The sequence below is a fragment of the Paenibacillus sp. RC334 genome, assembly GCF_030034735.1.
GTDB lineage: Bacteria > Bacillota > Bacilli > Paenibacillales > Paenibacillaceae > Paenibacillus > Paenibacillus terrae_A.
In genome coordinates this window covers 2,306,514-2,325,106 of sequence record NZ_CP125370.1, presented here as the reverse complement: position 1 = coordinate 2,325,106, position 18,593 = coordinate 2,306,514, and the positions used below count along the sequence as shown (strand labels likewise).

Below are 18,593 nucleotides of genomic sequence, written 5' to 3'. Positions count from 1 at the left end.
CACTCGCGACATTATCGTTTTATAATATGAATAATATGGTTTCGCAGAAAAAGGGATATAGAAACGAGGTAACTTTCGTATGGAACTACAGGCCAAACCCATCAGAGGGCGGTTTGCCCCAACACCATCGGGATGGATACACCTAGGAAACGCCCGCACCGCATTATTATCATGGCTTCATGTTCGTTCCATGGGCGGAACCTATGTTTTGCGTATGGAGGACATTGATATGACCCGGGCTCGCGGCCAGTTGGCTCAAGAGATTATGAAAGATTTGCGCTGGATCGGGCTGGAATGGGATGAAGGACCAGATGTAGGTGGTCCCTATGGTTCCTACACCCAAAGTCAACGGTTGGAACGCTACCAATCCGCGCTGGACAAACTACATGGGCAGGATTTGCTGTATCCCTGTTTTTGCAGCCGGGCAGACATTTTGGCCGCTGCCCGTGCTCCACACGGACTGTCTGGTGAAGGACCAGCTTATTCGGGGGTGTGCCGCAACCTTAGCCGTCAAGAAGCCGTATCCAAGGCACAGCACAAAACTCCTTCACTTCGCTTTAAAGTGCCGCAAAACCCTGACTGCGTTATTCCGTTTTATGATCAGGTAGCAGGCCATGTTGCCTTCGGCGCTGCGGAGGGGGGCGATTTTATCGTCAAACGGGCAGATGGGATGTTTTCTTATCAGCTTGCCGTCATTGTTGATGATGCTGATATGCACATTACCGACGTGCTGCGAGGGTATGATCTTCTGGATTCCACTCCCCGCCAGCTATTGCTATATAAAGCTCTGGGCTTGCAGCCGCCACGTTTCGCACACGTTCCTCTCGTCTTGGGAGCAGACGGAAGGCGGTTGGCCAAACGGCACGGCGGAGTGGCACTCCGGGCAATGCGTCGACAGGGGATAACAGCGGAAACTGTAATTGGCTGGCTCGTCTATTTTTCCGGACTGCTGGATTCCCCAGAGCCTGTGAAGGCGGCTGATTTGATAAACGGCTTCCGCCTGGACAAGCTGCCCAAGGAGCCAGTTATTCTTACGAAGCAATTCCTCAAGAAACTATCTGCACTTCAACGTTAATCACCGCCTCTATTCCTCCAACCGCTTACGCACAGCCGGCTCATATTCATAAAATACAGGCGAAGTATTCAGCCCTCTTTCCTCCAGCAGCATACGAAGACGAAGCGATTTTTCAGTCAGCTTGCGACTAATGCGCTGTTGCTCTCCCGCCTCACGACAAGCATGGAGCAAATCGCGTAGCTGGACGCACTCCTTCTGTAATTGAAGCTCCTCCGGTAAAATGCCTGCATTTTTTAATAGCTTGTAGGACATACGCAGCTCCTCCGGCACATGTGATAAATCCTCAATAACCAGCGGCTTGCCTGCTCCTGCCAGATTATCAAACTCGCCTTTCGCCATCGCTTCGGCAATTTTTTGCTCGGCCATTCTGGAGAACATTCCCATAGGTCAACTCAACTCCTGTATAAACATATGTACAACCATATTGGATCATAAAAATGGGGTCTTTCGTCACTGTAGCATAAATCTCCAGAAGATGTCCTGCATTCATGGGGAAAAGGGGAAAGAGGGGAGGGATTACTCTTCTATTCCAAGCAATTGGGATACTTGTGTTCTATGTTTCTTGGCCCTACGTGTTCCGTGAATGAGATTGGACAATCGGCTAGGTGGTATATGATATGTCTCACAAAATGTTTTCTGGTCAATTTGTTTCTCAACCAGCTTTTGTTTGATTTTCCACCCAAAAGGGGTTACAGCATTGCGTTTATTCAACTTTATGACCTCCAGGTTAAGTTTTACTCTAATTATAAGTTCGTTAAGATTTTAATTTGCACGTTTGGTATTGATTCAAAAGATCATCCAGTTTCTTGGATTGTTCAATCACTTTGGGATGCGTTAAAAATCCGTATTTTTTCTGGACTTGGTACAGTCTTTTTCTGGCTCTCTCGACACGAAGTAAAGTCACACCTTGATTCATCATCAGCATGATTCCCCCTTCTGTGTCATATCCTAATGCAAAACGTCAACTTTTGGATTTTTTAATCATACGCTCAACAAAAAAAGTGCTTCTGGAACACTCCAGAGGCACTTTATGTGGATCTATGTTCATTTTGTAAAGGTTACGAAACTCCCTCAACAAACAAACCCGCCAGCCGTAAGGTTAGCGGGTGTTGTTTGTTATTTTTCCGTTTAATAACCTCCATGTTGGTCATTAGGCTGAATACTGAGGTAGTGGTTATGAGCTTGATCCGGCACAATCAGAATAAACAAAAAGCTAGTTACGACGATCAAAAGGAGCATTTTTTTCAACATTGTCTAACCACACCTTTTCAATAAAATTTAGGAATTGTGTCTTCCCTTCAGGAGCTAAGTTCATTCTGAAATGCAAGAACAGACCCATGCAGTTTATAATATAAGTCTCATTATTTAGTGTATGACACTTTAGAATGGAATACCACAAATGTTTAAGTCCATCATTATACATACCCCGATACAAAAAATAATAGGCCAACTCATAGCTCAAACGTGCGGACTGCTCTGGGATTACTTGTTGAGTATACATATCAGCAGATGACGGTTGCTGTGAAATAGAGTCAATCTCGATTTCGAAACGCTGGAGTATGTCATCCACATCGACCTGATATCGGTTAGCCACCATCATAATGTTCAGTAGTTGGGTAACCCTATCTTCAGCAGTTGTATTTGACGACGCACCCATATATTCAACATAATCATTTAATACATTGATATCTCCGGATAAAAGCTTATTCACTCTAGCATTGGCTTGTGACCAATGCTTGAACAAGTTAACCCAGTGTTGAGTACCCTCGTCCGTCTCTATGACCCAATCCAAATCTGCGTAGGCGTATGTAAATTGTAGAGCTTGTTGGTAATCGCCTTGAGCTTCACAGACACTGGCACACAATAAATCCGCATAAGCAATGTATCCGAATAGCGGGTTTCTTGCTTTCTTTTTAGACTCCTCACGTTTTCGTTTCTTCTGCCGATGCTTCATCTTATATTGAATTTCCGCTTTATCTCTCATTTTTCGAGCTGTTGCATCCAGCCTGTCCCACTGACGCAAAGAACGATACACATTCGCCAAATCCTTCAATGCATCAAGCTGAACTATTTCATCCAACCGTTCAATAAAGGGTTCAAATAGCGTAGCTGCCTTGAGATTTCGGTTCTGATCGTCTCCAACCTGAATTGTGAATATACGATATTGACAGATTGCCAAGCGTTCAGAATGTTGATATTTTTCCACTTCTGCTACATTCTCATAGAGCAGCAACGCAGCAGCATGTCGTCCCTGTGCAAATAGCGCTTCCGCAATGTCATATAGTCTGGGCGAATACAACGGACTGTCCATAATATGTCCAACCATTCGACGGATCGCATCCAGCTTGTCCAGCTCTCCACAACGATATAATAGTGGCTCGATTCGCCGCCAATTCGGGGGAAGGTCGATGATGTAATTTTCTATGTATAGTTCGTAAAAATAGCCCTCCGGTAATCCCATAGCCAACGTGATTCGGTCAAGCTGTTGTACTGAAACAGGACGATGTTGAGTAATCCAATTACTAAGTGTTCTTTGATGAACACCTGAAAATTCCGCAAATTGAGCCAATGTCAAGTTGTTTTGTTTTAGATACTCTTCAAACTCCGCTAAAATCGTAGGTGTATGCTTCAAGTCATAACCACCCTTCACATAAAAATTCCATAATTTTAAAGATCAATTTCTATTTTTGTCCAAAAATTAACAACTGTCAACATTTTTTTTGCAACTCATATGAAAAAACTACTTTTGGCATAAGTTGTCCAAAAAGGACATGGTGACACGAACGAGAGGAGTGGAATTTAATAGACCATGGAAAAATTTCACACGGGTTTTGAATACTATACAAACAACCCCCGCATTCCTTGGCCAGGCTCGCGAGGGTCAATGGTGAGAGGAAAGCGATAATGGGGAAGAGAAGAAAAAACAACTTACAACTGACTTTTAACATTCTGCCGATTGATGAGAAAGCCACCCGCCTTGCGGTGGAGGAATATCTGGAGATAGTTCGGCAGTATCGACAGATTAATTTTGTGCGGCGCGAGGCGGCAATTACGCAAGCCTATTCATATAGAGAACATCAGTCTACCAATGCAATCAGTAAGCAGACGGAGGACATCGCCATTTACAACGTGGATAGAGATGCAAAGCTTCAGGCTAAAGATCGGCTGTTGGAGCTTGCAATGAGCAAATTGTCCAGTATACAAAGAGAGGTTATTCAGCGGAGCTATTTAGACAATGAGGCTGAATTTGATTATATAAGTTGCGGGGAGATGGGAATGAGCGAGAGTACGTTTAGGAGGATCAAGATCGAGGCATTAAGCATTTTAGCTGCTGCATTGAGACTGGAAGTGATTAAAGAACAAACAAACTATGGAAGTGAAGTTGTTTGTTAAGCCAGGTTACCATAACAAACAAGGGTGGAGTTGATAAAATATATCAACTCCACCCTTGTTCTATGTTTGATGATTTCAGTCTTTTTTCTTGGTACCGCTTTTTACTACAAAAAACAACAATGATAAGAAAAATAGAGCCTGTGAAGTTTTAACCATCAACCTGATTCCTTCACCTGAATCTTTTATATCGAACAGAATATCAGCAATGGATACCAAACCTGTAGTAATAAGTATAATCAATGCGAGTATGTACACGTTTAGTCCCCCTTTTGTTCGGTTTTACAGCAGGAAGAAGACAATTGCTCTCGATGCGGGTTCGGCCAACCATGCAGGCAATCCAACATATTTTAAGGCGTAAGCAAGACCATCCTCTGCTGTGCCTGTGAAATCTACCATGATATCCAAAGCTTGCATTATTACTTGATAGCCAAGATAATATTTCAAAGTTTCTTTTGCACCGTCGGTCAAAAGCGGTATCTTATCTACATAAATTTTTATCTGTTCATTCCAAGCACGTGATCCAATATTCTTTAGTTTAGAAATTAATTCTAACGCTACTTCTTTTGCGAACTTTGATCTCCAGCCTTGTGTACTTACTTCTCCAGATGGACGTTGAGTATCGACCAGTCCAAGATTAGTGCCTACAGTTTTGAAAAGGTCATCATAATCAACTTGTCTTAATTCTTGCTCTACTCTTTCATCAACAATTCCATTTTCCAAGTCAATCTTAGTCTCTGAAGTTATAGAAGATTCTACGTTGTTTGCAGCTTGAGCATTGGCGAAAGCAGGAAGTGTAAACGATGACAACATAAGAGCTGATAATGACGCGATACCCAATTGCTTAAACTTTTGCATAAAATCAATCCTCTCTTCATAAATTTGGTATATTCATCAATATACTAACATGAATTATATGTTTTTGTAAAATAGAGGGATATAGTAGATGATTTTTGTTGTAAGAATAGCTATTTATAGCATTTGAATAATAAATGGTTATTATAGTCTATGAAAAGTGACTGTTTATTGAATGACTTATGACCGAATGATGGCCGTTCGTTAGACTTTAGCTGTGGTAAATTTGTATCATGGAAAATCAAATAAGGAACACACCGCATCTTTCGAGCCTTGGTGATCAGGTCGGCCAATGTGCCGGCCTTTTTGATTTTTCGAAATACCATATTAGGAGGACATGAACCATGTCTACTACACTACCACCTTTCGCATTTTTGGATTCAGAAGGCATCCTGCATCTTCACGATGAGAAACATGCCAAGCAGCACTGGCAAACATGTACAAACTTCACTAACTGATGACATGAGCGGCTATCCAGTTGTTGAGGGTCAAGGCGTTGTTTACTATACCCGCGAGGTCAAGGCTTATGTTAAAGGCAACAGGTCGAAAGGCCCGCTCATCGCTACGCCCCCAGTGCTCAAGTAGCTCGCAGCAGCAGAGCTTCTGTAACCAAGCTTCACCAGAGTCATTCCACACTCTCATATAGAGTGCGACGATTCTGCTACTAATTTTTTATAACCCAATATGAAATTTCAATCCACGCACTCCATACAGAGTGCGACTTCACCTGAAAGGATGATGAATATGAATACTTAATTTCAATCCACGCACTCCATACAGAGTGCGACCGACACCAACAAGCCAGATATACTGGATGAGGTATTTCAATCCACGCACTCCATACAGAGTGCGACATGCTATTCTCCGATTTCTTGCCAATCAGCTAGAACATTTCAATCCACGCACTCCATACAGAGTGCGACTGGCGCCAACTAGCCGAGACTACTGCCACCTACCTATTTCAATCCACGCACTCCATACAGAGTGCGACCCGACGAACTTTCTCTGTAAGTAAAGGCTTTAAAATTTCAATCCACGCACTCCATACAGAGTGCGACAAGTGCAACTCATGACATTCTAGCCGCTGTTCAAGCTATTTCAATCCACGCACTCCATACAGAGTGCGACTGATGTTTTAGTGTTAGAGGTTGACTTTAACTCATTTCAATCCACGCACTCCATACAGAGTGCGACTCTCGTATTTCCTCTTCCCCCATACCGATATCGCTACTATTTCAATCCACGCACTCCATACAGAGTGCGACGAATAACAATTAGGCCGATCCATGCTATCGCATAATGATTTCAATCCACGCACTCCATACAGAGTGCGACGTAAGGGTATCTTCTTTGTCGTCAGCCACCACCGATTTCAATCCACGCACTCCATACAGAGTGCGACCCCTTAGTGGGTGCAGGTGTTACCTACACCCTGTTTAATTTCAATCCACGCACTCCATACAGAGTGCGACTATAGGACGGGCTTAACCAATACTACCTTCCATTTCATTTCAATCCACGCACTCCATACAGAGTGCGACAGCGAAAATGCAGCAATTCATACCTTATTGATATCAATTTCACACATTTCCGCAAAAAACGATGTCAAAAAAGCTTGAATCCACCCTTGACTTTTACCGAATTGAACTGATTACATTTCTTTTCGACAAATTTCGAGGTGCGAAGGATCCGGGGTTTTTATGTGAGCTTCACATTCGCACCTTACAGAATCAGCAGGCTTTCCATATCGAAAGACTCTTTTTCCCTCACATACTCTACTTTCTTTTTTTTAGTTATCTCCTAAATTGCGGTATCGAAGGCTGACTTCTTTTGAATCGATCAACTCTTCTAATTTATACGTAATTAAAATTACAAGATCATGGTTCATATCGACCCTATTTAAGCATTATTTAGCGTACCTCAATCGACATGTTTTCGACAAATCTGGGGTACGAAGCTCGCAGGATTTTCATGTGAGCTTCACATTCTCACCTCGAAATATATTGACTATCTCCTAGTATTATAGTCGTTTTTACTACGTTTTGTCTTTTATTTTACCTTTATCTTTTTTAGCCAATTAGATGCTTCATTAGCCGACATTTCTTCTTGTATAGTGGGTAGAACTTTCTTATCACGCTTCGCGTTCTCAGTAAACCATCTATGTGAAGCCTCTTCATTTACATTGTTTTGCTGTTCTCTAGGCTCTGTCGTTCTCTCCAATCTTATTTGTGGATACGAAATTGTAGCCGTGGGTTTGCTCTCCCAACCTGTAATAAGCTTCAAATCTTTCATAGCATCACTTTCAGGCAACTCCTCACGACATGTATCAGGGAATTGTTTCATGAACCATTCTCCTGTTTGTAAATCAATAGTTCGTTGCATGACTTGTTCAATTTTTAACTGTATACTTCCAAAACCCAAGGGTTTACCTCGCCCAATCTTGTGTGAACAAGCCGAATCATTAAAATCAAGGCTCCACTTTAATTGATTCAATTCATCCCATGTCAGATGTTCATAGTACACCTTAAATTGAAAAGCTGGACACTTTTCATGATTAAGAGGGCGAACGCCGGCAGTCATATTTGTATTTATATTTTCTTTCAGAAATTCAGTCGATATACCATGTAATTTGTCTTTGTACTGTTTCCAATTCTCACTATGCCAATAGAATTTCCGTCCGCGAATACCAAATGCTGAATCTTTTATTGGTGTCCTTGTTTTCCCTTCCTTCTTAACCCAATAATCATATGTCCAAAATAGCGCTCCCTCTTGATAATCCGACGGTTTTTTTGTATAAAACTCCACGGCCCCAGGTTTGGGTTCTCCCATCGCTGGCAAACGAATATCCCCGCGATAGTAATCTTTTCTTTCTTTCAACAGACTCGACTCCAATAGGGTTGCATCTGTAAATCTAACTCTTGAGCCTAGAGCCTGCCTAGCCGTACGGCTCCTTGTGTTCTGCTCATCTGGAGGGATCATACCGAACAGCGCACAAGCCGGACACACACAATGACGATCTTCACACGGTTCATAACCACCATTTTTAGTCAGCATTTCTTTGATTTTTGTATAATATACTTGTTGTGAGATCATAGAGGGTGATAGATATTGAGCTTGATTTCCATTTGCTGCTGAATAGAACACAAGGATATCTTCTTTATTCTTTATTTTGGATAACGTTTGCTTTTTATAGGCTGCATATCCGGTATGAGGTGAACCCTCTTTTTTTCTTTATTATTTTCCTCATAAAGATTCAGGACAGCCAGAAAATTGTCTAATGTCTTCTCATCCACCGTCAGCCTCTTGCTAATATTCTTTGTTTCAAAATAAAACACGGACTCGTGATGCTTTTTCGTTCCAAAAGGTTCACCCTTGTGTAAATATCCCTCCTGCCATAAATTATCCATGTCCTGGGTGGGTTCCCCTACAAAAAAATCATCAACTACATAAGGCATATAATATTTATTGTCATACTCATTATCAGACTTTTTAAAATAAATTTTTTGACCTTCATCATAACCATTATATTCCTCATTGCTCATAAATTTGCCGTGTTTATGTTTATCTTTTTTGTCGAGTTTATCAAACCGCCTGTTCAACATGATTCGATCACACGAATAAACGAACCATTTTTCTTGATCTGTGTCATATCTTAATATACCAGGCTTTTTAACATCATTTGCCGCTGAACGCCGGTGCAGGACTCGCCCAGTATCTATGGTAGATAGACACCCATTAAACGCTGCCTCAAATACGCTTCTCACCACACCACGAATCTCTGAACCAGGAATGACAGGTACGCTATATACTTCCTTTCGATCTCCTGGCTTACAATGGCTTAAATCATCATAAGAAAAGAAATCATAGCTCTTTTCATATTTATCATCATTTTTGCTCTTCATATTACTTAAGACACATTCTCCTGAAGAATTTGGAATGAATATAGGCGTTTTCAGATGCATTGAGCAATCTATATAACCCGAGTAAAGTTCCTTTCCCTCTTTGTAGGCATTTATAGGTTGTCGCTCACATTGAGCTTCTAAAGGAACAAAATTATAGGGATTAATAAATCGCTCTTCTGGAGCTACTCCCTGATACTGATTTGACTTCATTTCACTTCTCTCCTCTCAATCACAATCAACGAAATCAACAAAACGTTCATCTACGAACCGATAAATTGGCGTATAGGCTCCAAGCTTATTAGCAACCGGATTAAAATCAATGTAATTCCGAATCTGAACTGCTTTTTGTGCACCTTGCTTAAGTTCTCCTGGAAAATACAGCCTGGTTCCCCGCGCGGCAACCAAAGGTGTCCATTTGTGTTCTTGTATGTCGTTGAGCTTTGATTTGGAAACATCCGCCGAACCCCAAAGTTTATGTTTTTCGTCGAGGCTACTCCAAATCCGTGGGCCTGACTGTTCAAAATCACCTGATAACTCGACCTGATCTGATAGATTTACTTGATCATCCTGATCGTCAGAAGCAGAAGCGTGACTATGATTGTCTTGTAGCAACCGCAAACGGAATTGTTGACCCACACGAAGGGCTCGAAGCTCCTGATCCACATTGAAAATTCTCAACTCACGTAATTGCTTCACATCTTCTATTGATTTTAACTCCTTAACGTCCCAAGACTGAGCATGACCCATCCATAGTTGCTGATTATAATACCGACCTATAGCTACCTGATCATTCATGACCCCATATACATAAGTTTCTGAGGTATCGCTTGGCATGACAAACCACTGCTTTAACAATTCAAGAAGATTACTTTCTTCTACTGTCTTGTAAGATACAAAGGTTCTTTGTTCCATGATGGTTAATGTACTCATGTATTCGCTCCTTGCTCTATATGTTCAGCTTGACACCACTTCAAGGCAGCAAGATAGTAAGGGCTATATGCTGATTCTAGTAAAGGCTGTCCGTCCAGGGTAATCGGTTTAGTGCTATCTTTTGAAAATAATCCACGTCCAATTGCTGTTTCCCCACCGACTGCAAGCAAGCCTTCTTCCAAGTCACGCACAATCCACAGTAGTAATCCACAAATAGCCGCATCTGAAATCAGGTAGCTTGCTCTTTCCCAACGTAGCACTAGCTCTGTAGCTCCACCCACCCAAGGTATAGACGTGAACAAAGCACCTTCAACCGTTCCTCCGGTGAATCGATCAATTTTGTTCCTCGTCATGGTCAGTGGGTGCCCACCCGCTACGACGGATTCCTCTACTCGAATGAGTGATGCGATAAGAGAGTTGGAATGGGTTCTACCATTGTCATTTCTTTCAGCACCGATACGAGTCCCAAATAATTTCTCCAGCTTCCCTCGTCTCATTTGCCCATCTGTCACACCCACTTCTTCGAGCAGAACATTAAGGCGTTCTCTGATGGCACCCATCCAACTGGTTCCGGGGATCACTGCTGGATTCTCCTGTCCGTTCCCTGCTTGGCTACTCTTACGAAGTTGCTCAAAAACTGGAACCCCATTTTCCTGAAAGCCTTTTGTCAAATAACTGCGAATCATAAGGGTATGACGAATTCGCAATGGCACCACCAGCTTGCAGTACCTTGAAATATCGTGATCTCCCACACGTACAAAACCTGGAAGCTTACTGCTACCTGCTTGCCACTGCTTGATTTCCGTTTGTTTGTCAAAAGCATCCTTATGTCGCCAATTCCATACAAGCCATTTCGTTGCTTGGCTTCGGTCGGTGTAATCAAATCGGCGCATATGTACCTGGTTAATCTGTAATTTACCAAACCCCCGGCGACCTTTGGCTCCAATTGTAAGATCACCGCTTACCAAACCATCTATTAATTTCATTAAAAGATTGGCCACTGATACAGCAATATCTACATGTCCGGACTGTTGTCCAAGATGAAGGCTGTCGGTATCTCGTCGCAGCCATTCCAATCGCAATATAAAGCCTGCGCCCGCTTCAACCATTTGTACTTCGTATTTCCCTTCATCTTCTGCTGACTTATAGGAATCAAGCTTAACTCCATCACGGATTCCTATCACTGCGCTCTCATCTTCCAAAGACATATCATAAATGATCAACCGGCTTTGTTGTCCAGCATCCGTAAGACCCGTTGGAGTGGATATTGCTGAAGATCCGCCGAATAGAAAATGAAGAACCTGCTGAACAACAGATTTGTTGTCTGCCCCTTGTACATTCTCTTGCAAAAAATGACGGAATGCGCCCGCTAATGCACTTCCAGGTACGAAAGGACGACCCGTATAATCGACAATGACGTCACTATCTGTATTCCGGTCATCACCCGAGCCTGCAAGTAAGGGGGACCCCAGACGACCTGTTAATTGGATGCAATATCGCTCGGTAATCTTACCCGTTAGTTTGAGATGCTCTGTAGGCTTTGATTGCTTATTCATTCTTTTCTCCCCTCACCTTCCATATCAGCGTTCTAAAGTACCCCTCTTTAAAGGCTTTGCTATTCAAATTCCCTTTTTGAAAAATTTCAACGACCCCCTTATACCGGGACTTCACTTCTTCAACAGTCATTTTTTGGAGTTCTTTCTCTAAGGTTTCTTTAGTGGTCAAGCTTTGGAATAAGTCCCGTAGCTGATGAAGCTTGGTCAATCCAAGCCCCTCGGTTTTCACTTTTCCAGCACATTCCCGTCCTTTTGCATAATCGCGATCATACGTGCTGATTCGCTTTTCCAGCTTTTCATACGCAGAATCTGATTGAAGCTCGTCTTGTATGGAAAGACCTTCACCTTGTTGATGATCATCAGCATAAATAGTAGTGACATTCCATGCTTCTGCTGCTGTTGGAGCAGCTATTACCTTAACTTGCCCACAGCCTTCCTCGGTCAACTCTCCCCAGCGTATTTGCTCAATTTGTTCAGGCCCTACCGTTAGTGTATCTTCCAGTGTGATCGTGAACACCGAACCGACGTCCAGCATTGGACGTTGCGGTTTGGGCATACGCCATTTCGAGTTGTAACCCGAGACTGTACCAAATTTCAGTTGGAGTTCTGTAGTCTTAATGTCAAGAGCAAGCCTTGTCTTCAATTCTTCCAGGAAGAAAGCAGGATTCGCCTCCACGCGCCCACTTGCATCAGCCAGAACTAGTGGTGTGAGCAGGCTAATTGTAAAACAATTCAAAGGATTCCGCTGCCCACCCACGGACATCAATAGATTAGGCTGTGAAGCTACAGAATCTGCCTTAAAAGTGACATTCCCATACTCTGCTGTACGAGAGCGCCCTAGCCGAAGCTGGTTACCGTTTTGCTTAATACATGATAATAGTTTATTTAAATCTGCTATATTTCCACGAAGCGTCCCTGAGAAGGATTGATCCTTTTTCAGTGCTACATACTGATAGAATTGCCCCATATTAGGGCCATGATCAGAACCCAGTGCATGTCCATATGACCGATCAAGTGGTCGTGCATGATGCATACGCACTTCTTTTTCCGGCTCGTATTTCAGTAGTTGTGTAGTTTCTGAACTTCCTTCTGTTGAAAGTTGATCCAGATAGACATAGGAGTTAATGCCTCTAAACTCCATATTATTCAAATTTTCATTACTAGAGTTCCAGTTCGCTATATTTGCCTTATCGTAAGCTGCTTCTTCGTTTTTAACACCTTGCCAGCTAACTGGACAAGGAATGAATACTCTGTCAGCTACGGTTGGAAAAGCATATCCGAACTGCACGCCTCCATTCAGAAAGATTCGAGCAAAATCTTCATTCGTATGGGCTTTTCCACCCAGCCCCTGCTGGTTTATATACATCCCTGCCAGTGCCCCCAACATAGCCGAGCCTGGAATGCAATTCGCACTACTGTAATATAGCCCGCCTTGACCAGGGATTAATACCGGCTGGTCCAGGTGCAATGTATACGGCAGTTCCGTGATTTTCTCTGGAGGACCGGAAAGAATGGGTGTTATTTGCTGTTCTTGTTGCATCTCATCATGTGATTCATTGATCCAGATTAGCTGACAACTGACCTCACCTAGCCCTCTTGTATTCCCTAGCCCTATTCCACGTAAGCCATTGACACAATCTGTTAGTAATTTTACATAGTTTTTAGTTTTATTCGACCGATTTTTCTTGTCGCTCTCTTTACCGTTACCAAGACTTTCTTGAATGATAACTTGACTTCTGAGCACTATCCCCTTATGCAACACACGTATTGTACGTAATGAATGGGGTTGTGCTGTTCCGCTAATCGGGTCCATTGCAGTGCGAGTACGTAATTCCGTTAGTTCATTGAGAATATTCTGCTGTTCCTGTTGGGACTTACTTTGAGCCTGACTTAAAAATCGGTCATAATCTTCAATTCGGACGACGTCACCTCCTGAATCTTTGTCGGGGATTTCGTAGAGATGAGCGTCATGAACTTGTAGTAATCCACCATGCTGTTGCCCAATTGTTCCAAAAAGAGCGTTCATCTCAGAAGAACCAGCTATCCCCCAATCGAGCAAATTCTGCCCAACGGCGCGTAGACAGCCTTTAATTCGCTTGGATGGAATGATAGGCAATCCCGCTTCAGTCGCTATATCTGTATCCACCATCCCAGCGATACTATCACCTGTAGCCGCACATAATTCACTATGAAGTGTAATTTCTAACCATGCTTGTATCATTGAGTCTCCCCCCGCTCCGTCCAAACTAAACACCGCTGACTTATACAAATCTATCAACTCAAGTGCATCAAAAATAGTCGCATGTGGGTGGTCAGACAGTTTCTCTTCAGCATAGTCCAATTGCCCAACATTATTTTGCTCCTTAGTTTGATAAAGCTGCTTAAGATGCAGGTTTCGAGAACGCAATTCGTCGATTAAAATATCCAGTTTCTCCCCATTAGCAAGATACTCACGATAGAGTCTGTTCAACCACGTACTCGGCCAAGTACTCTCCTGATCGCTATGCCCCTGAATATGTTCCAAGCATGTATGCAGCAAGTTAAATGAATCGGCTGCCATTGGATCTGTTGATAATTTTGGAGCCGACACGAGATACGGGCGACCGTACTGTTCATCTTTTTTAAAGGTGAGATTGTTACGAATGTCCTTCAACTGTTGTACATAGCTTCCCCGAACCAAATGAAAGTCCAAATAGCTATCACTTTCCCGGTGACAGTCCTTCTCTTTGTGTCTCTTCTTTTTTGCTTCTTTACAGCATTCTTCGGCAATATCATAGGCAATGCTGAACGGAAAGTGACTATGTACTATCGCAATTCCAGCACAGGCAGACAACGAAATGCGTTTATCTTGTTTATCCAACTTAAGCTTCGTTGATTCCAAATCCTGTAGAAACGCCGCCGCCATCGGAACCGCCAAATCAGCTCGGCAAATAAATGTTAAATCGTCACCATCCATAATCAAGGGTCGAATGGGTAACATATTTTCCTTTAAGATTGAATCAACACATGCAATATGTTTGATGACTCGGTAGAAATTCTCACGGTACCCCTCGGATATCTCCAACGAAAGTTTCCTCATTTCTACAACAGCTTGTGCATACGAAACATTATCATTTTGCAATACTTCCATCTTATTCTTAAGCTGCTGCCCCATCCCATTACCATCAATATGTACAACGGCTACATAACCATCCTCTCCAGTTGAGCGAACCATATCTTTCATTTCAAAACCCCACTTCAAACCCTTCAATTCTTTAGGCAAAGGGAATATTTCATTGAAGTGGCTGCTAGCATCACCCACTTTTAGACGTTCATCATCCGCCGCCTGACGTTTTAGAGTCTGGACTGTCGAAATCCCTTCTCCGCTCTTCCTGTCATGAGAGGTGACCGGTAATCCGCCAAAGCTCTCTTGCTCGGATATGGGAAAAGCACCCGCCGGACGTTGACGCAGCATACCCGCTTTAACCCGCTCCAACTCCCCCTCCAGTCGCATTCGGTCAGTACCGAACTGATCAGATTTACCAAAGTTAGTCTCGATATGCGCCACTGCCATGGAAAGTGTGTATGTTGTCTCAATGATCCGCTTCGCAAACTCAATATTCACCTGTTGAAAGTAATTCCGATCTCTGTATGCAACAATGGCACTCCCCCCACCGATATATACAATTTCAGCCGCTAATATAGAATCCTTATGTGCAATATCAAAAGATTCCTCGGCTTCTCGTTTACTTTCTCCTACCCTCTGATACCATTCGAGTTTCACTTGGGCTTGGGTTTGGTCAGCAACAGTTTGCATGACTTCCGGCAAGTCATTTTTCAGGATTTCCCCTACAATACGAGATGCCCCAACATTCTCGCGCAGTCGATTGGAGGCAAAAATATATTCCTGAATACCACTGATGTCATAGATCGCAAGCAGTCCTTGTGTGGAGGCTGTCATCGTTTCGTTTCACCCTTTTCTTTATTTTTTTTGTTCCTTCTTTTGTTCTTTTTCCTGTACTATTTTTTTGTACTTGGCATAGTTTTCGTTGAACATTGTCGCATAAGCTTGATGTGGAAACGGGATGGGATTGTTGATCAACATAAGTAGTTGGTTCAGCTGGAAGGTTAGAGACAGAAGAACGTTTTCTACTTTTTCATCAGTGTCACTCACTTTTAATGAGGATAATTTCTTGCCCATCGGCTTGATCGCGTTCTCATTCACAAGTTTTTTATATTTTTCCTCATCCACTTCCCCATAGCGATCAAGACCGTAATGATTCAAATCTTTATACCACTCGCTGTAGTCTTTATCTTCGTTTTTTATTGTTTTTTGTAGGGCATTCTTCTCACCCACATTTAACACGATGTCAAATTTCTCATAAGTAGCTTTAGTAATATTTGCACCTTCTACAGATGTACAGAGAATCAGGATTGGGCGTGTCGAGGTCTGCCCCTTAGGTGGTGTTGATTGCTCCAGTCCATTGTCACACAAGCCACCGATTATGCGATAGACAGAGTCAAGGGATGTTTTCAGTGGCTTTATCGTCCCTGCCCAGTCACTAGCATTGCTAGTAGATTTACTCTTACATTGAATTGCTACCGCAACTGCCTCAATAGGGATAAACTTTATATTTCCAAAACAAAAAATATACGGGGTGTACTGTTCATCAAAAATAGCTAAATCTACTTCCGCCGAAATGTTGCCAAATGAATCAATAATAAACACACCCTGGTCAATACAAAACTTTTTGGGGATCATAGATCTAAACAATTCGCCCCATACTAGTTCACGAGTAGTCCCAGTGGTTAGATTATGATTAGGGATTTTGAGCTTTAATTGTCTAACAATCGCTGCCTCCTGATCAGTATAATTTTCTGTAATAGCTTGAATTGTTTCTACAGGTGATACATGCGATTCAGTTGAATCTTTTTGATCTGTTGTTTGTGTTAGCTTACTCATTTTCAGCTTCCCTCTTCCTAATTATAATTCACCTGATAGTGCCCGAATCCAATCGTGGCGTTTTTCCCAATATGAAGTTGTTCGCCAGCTTTAAGAATTGGTGTAAAAGGTGTTAAATCCCCCTCGTACTGCGCCCAGCCTTTGATGGCTGGAAGAGGCAGTTTTCCCCCTCTGGTCATAGAATAACGTTCAAAATCCACCTGTTTCCAATCTGCTGCAACGGTTCTAATTTTGTTCGCTTCATTCAACATCGCCTGCTCATCCCATTGCAGGATGTGACCTGTATAGGCGTGCGAAAGCAACGCAATCCTCCGCGTAAGAGAATGAATCATCTCCGCAAAAGTTAATTGCCTGCGCAATTGCTTACTTACCAATATGCGAACCGGGCTATCAAAGCGGACGACGGCAGTATGAGCACGACGTTGCTCACAACTTAGTGGACGTGGTAGACAATTCCTCATCCATAATTTACTTGAACTCCAAATCAGAGCCTGACGTTCAGGGTCTATGATCTGCTGAAGTCGAAAGGGTAGTCTAGCCGATCCCCAACCTTTATTTTCCATTTCTAGTAGTGCATCAATAAAAAGACCTGCATGTTCCGTTGCATCACCAATTAGCGTGATATCGAATTGGCACTCATCCTGTGGTTCCCATCGTAGCTTGTCTCTGGTAAGTGAGTGAATCACATAAGGATTTACAGCACCTGCTTCATTTCCTGGTGAACAAAAGTTTTTAGCATAAGCACAGTCTGGCGACAGTTCACATTTATGACATTGTACATTAGGTCGCGTGCACACAAATTCCCGGATACAATGACCCATAATCCCACGTAACGTAGAACCCAGGTAGAGAGGTAATTCTCCTTTGCCCTCAGCGGTAAAAACCACTCGAAGTGTTAAAGTATTGATGTGTTCAAACATGTTGATCTCCCAACTGTATTTTTTTCAGAGAAATTCTTCGTACCCTTTTGATCCCTTGAAATGCCTCTGCATAAGCATAGTGAGAGAATAACATGGGATTATTAAGCAGCATTAGGAGCTGGCTCATAGACTTAGTAGATTTGTTCTCCTACCCTTGCTTCTTCAACAAATAATATCCCACTAAGAAATACGACTTCAAACCTAGTTCCATACAAATCCTATTAGATGAATATACAAGCCTAAAGTACCAGTAATATGAAATATTATACCTTCAAAAGACAATAATAGACATATTATTCTTCGTAATTCTACATTTTCATATTTACTAGATTTTCATCAATCATAAAAAGCCCATTCCAACCGTATTTTCGTACAGTCTCGAATGAGCTCTTCATATAATTCTTATAATTTCTCTACTAATGCTTGGACTTCATCGTGGCAAGATAAATCACTATGTTTATTATGAAAAAATTGGTTCCACAATCGACAGCCTGTGAAATAGCGTAAGGTACCACACGATATGTTCATGTCAATACTTGAGACACTACACTGATTATACCAATGCTGAACTGACAGTAATTTCAATCTACGCAACTCATATGGAGTGCGACTTTATTAATTATCTCTGCTGACATTAGTCGAGCGGAATTTCAATCCACGCACTCATATGGAGTGCGACACGGCTATCCAACAGCCAGATCCGCAGCAAGCCATTTCAATCCACGCACTCATATGGAGTGCGACCGCAGATATGTACGCGAGCTGCTTAACGGCGAACATTTCAATCCACGCACTCATATGGAGTGCGACGTCGGACGTGAGGGGGATGATACTGCCATGACGAAAATTTCAATCCACGCACTCATATGGAGTGCGACCATGGTCACCTCCTGAACACATACTACAACTCTAAAATTTCAATCCACGCACTCATATGGAGTGCGACGATCATGTCGCACCCCCTCAGTACAAATTAAGTTCGATTTCAATCCACGCACTCATATGGAGTGGGACTATAAATGA

Annotated in this window: 15 protein-coding genes and 2 CRISPR repeat arrays (1 of these 17 only partly in view); of the genes, 2 read left to right on the top strand and 13 right to left on the bottom strand. The window is 42.5% G+C overall.

The features are described from left to right. The first annotated feature begins 79 nt into the window (after positions 1–79). Positions 80–1,075 carry a tRNA glutamyl-Q(34) synthetase GluQRS gene (gluQRS, locus tag QMK20_RS10950; RefSeq protein WP_283655716.1) on the top strand — a complete coding sequence of 332 codons (996 nt, stop codon included), beginning with the start codon at positions 80–82 and terminating at the stop codon, positions 1,073–1,075. Between the two features lie 9 nt (positions 1,076–1,084). Here gluQRS and QMK20_RS10945 read toward each other — a convergent pair whose 3' ends face one another. The 4 genes from QMK20_RS10945 to QMK20_RS10930 form a co-directional block, all read right to left on the bottom strand. Beyond that, entirely contained in the window at positions 1,085–1,459 is a 375-nt protein-coding gene (locus QMK20_RS10945) for a DnaJ family domain-containing protein (RefSeq protein WP_283655715.1), read from the bottom strand. A gap of 132 nt (positions 1,460–1,591) precedes the next feature. Next, on the bottom strand, positions 1,592–1,786 hold the full coding sequence (locus QMK20_RS10940) for a hypothetical protein (protein ID WP_044649082.1): 195 nt from the start codon (positions 1,784–1,786) through the stop codon (positions 1,592–1,594). Between the two features lie 43 nt (positions 1,787–1,829). Then, the gene (locus tag QMK20_RS10935; protein ID WP_200893535.1) at positions 1,830–1,991 is read right to left on the bottom strand and encodes an aspartyl-phosphate phosphatase Spo0E family protein; all 162 of its coding nucleotides are present in this window, start codon (positions 1,989–1,991) and stop codon (positions 1,830–1,832) included. 297 nt (positions 1,992–2,288) lie between these two features. Beyond that, the gene (locus QMK20_RS10930) at positions 2,289–3,707 is read right to left on the bottom strand and encodes a helix-turn-helix transcriptional regulator (protein ID WP_283655714.1); all 1,419 of its coding nucleotides are present in this window, start codon (positions 3,705–3,707) and stop codon (positions 2,289–2,291) included. A gap of 272 nt (positions 3,708–3,979) precedes the next feature. Here QMK20_RS10930 and QMK20_RS10925 point away from each other — a divergent pair, with 272 nt between their 5' ends. Next, complete coding sequence (locus QMK20_RS10925) at positions 3,980–4,468, top strand: ArpU family phage packaging/lysis transcriptional regulator (protein ID WP_283655713.1); 489 nt, start codon at positions 3,980–3,982, stop codon at positions 4,466–4,468. Between the two features lie 75 nt (positions 4,469–4,543). Here the strand turns inward: QMK20_RS10925 and QMK20_RS10920 are convergent, their stop codons facing one another. The 9 genes from QMK20_RS10920 to cas6 form a co-directional block, all read right to left on the bottom strand. Next, positions 4,544–4,723 (bottom strand): hypothetical protein, encoded by a 180-nt coding sequence (locus QMK20_RS10920; protein WP_134912084.1) that lies wholly within the window; start codon positions 4,721–4,723, stop codon positions 4,544–4,546. A gap of 24 nt (positions 4,724–4,747) precedes the next feature. Then, entirely contained in the window at positions 4,748–5,323 is a 576-nt protein-coding gene (locus QMK20_RS10915; RefSeq protein WP_283655712.1) for a hypothetical protein, read from the bottom strand. Positions 5,324–6,009: 686 nt separating this feature from the next. After that, a CRISPR array of direct repeats spans positions 6,010–6,861; the repeat unit is 33 nt; unit sequence ATTTCAATCCACGCACTCCATACAGAGTGCGAC. A 508-nt stretch (positions 6,862–7,369) separates the two neighbouring features. Then, positions 7,370–8,464: an RAMP superfamily CRISPR-associated protein gene (locus QMK20_RS10910; RefSeq protein ID WP_283655711.1), complete on the bottom strand. Its 1,095-nt coding sequence runs from the start codon at positions 8,462–8,464 to the stop codon at positions 7,370–7,372. 20 nt (positions 8,465–8,484) lie between these two features. Continuing rightward, complete coding sequence (locus QMK20_RS10905) at positions 8,485–9,432, bottom strand: RAMP superfamily CRISPR-associated protein (RefSeq protein WP_283655710.1); 948 nt, start codon at positions 9,430–9,432, stop codon at positions 8,485–8,487. A gap of 15 nt (positions 9,433–9,447) precedes the next feature. Next, a complete protein-coding gene (csx19, locus tag QMK20_RS10900) occupies positions 9,448–10,152 on the bottom strand; it encodes a type III-D CRISPR-associated protein Csx19 (RefSeq protein ID WP_283655709.1) in 705 nt (234 codons plus the stop codon). Continuing rightward, entirely contained in the window at positions 10,149–11,708 is a 1,560-nt protein-coding gene (locus QMK20_RS10895; RefSeq protein ID WP_283655708.1) for an RAMP superfamily CRISPR-associated protein, read from the bottom strand. Before QMK20_RS10895 ends, csx19 begins: the two co-directional genes overlap by 4 nt. Further along, entirely contained in the window at positions 11,701–15,648 is a 3,948-nt protein-coding gene (locus QMK20_RS10890; RefSeq protein WP_283655707.1) for an RAMP superfamily CRISPR-associated protein, read from the bottom strand. Before QMK20_RS10890 ends, QMK20_RS10895 begins: the two co-directional genes overlap by 8 nt. A 21-nt stretch (positions 15,649–15,669) precedes the next feature. Beyond that, positions 15,670–16,650: a DUF6602 domain-containing protein gene (locus QMK20_RS10885; protein ID WP_283655706.1), complete on the bottom strand. Its 981-nt coding sequence runs from the start codon at positions 16,648–16,650 to the stop codon at positions 15,670–15,672. A gap of 17 nt (positions 16,651–16,667) precedes the next feature. After that, positions 16,668–17,570: a CRISPR system precrRNA processing endoribonuclease RAMP protein Cas6 gene (gene cas6 / locus QMK20_RS10880; protein ID WP_283655705.1), complete on the bottom strand. Its 903-nt coding sequence runs from the start codon at positions 17,568–17,570 to the stop codon at positions 16,668–16,670. Positions 17,571–18,217: 647 nt separating this feature from the next. Then, positions 18,218–18,593: a CRISPR direct-repeat array (repeat unit 32 nt; unit sequence ATTTCAATCCACGCACTCATATGGAGTGCGAC); it runs 671 nt beyond the window's last position.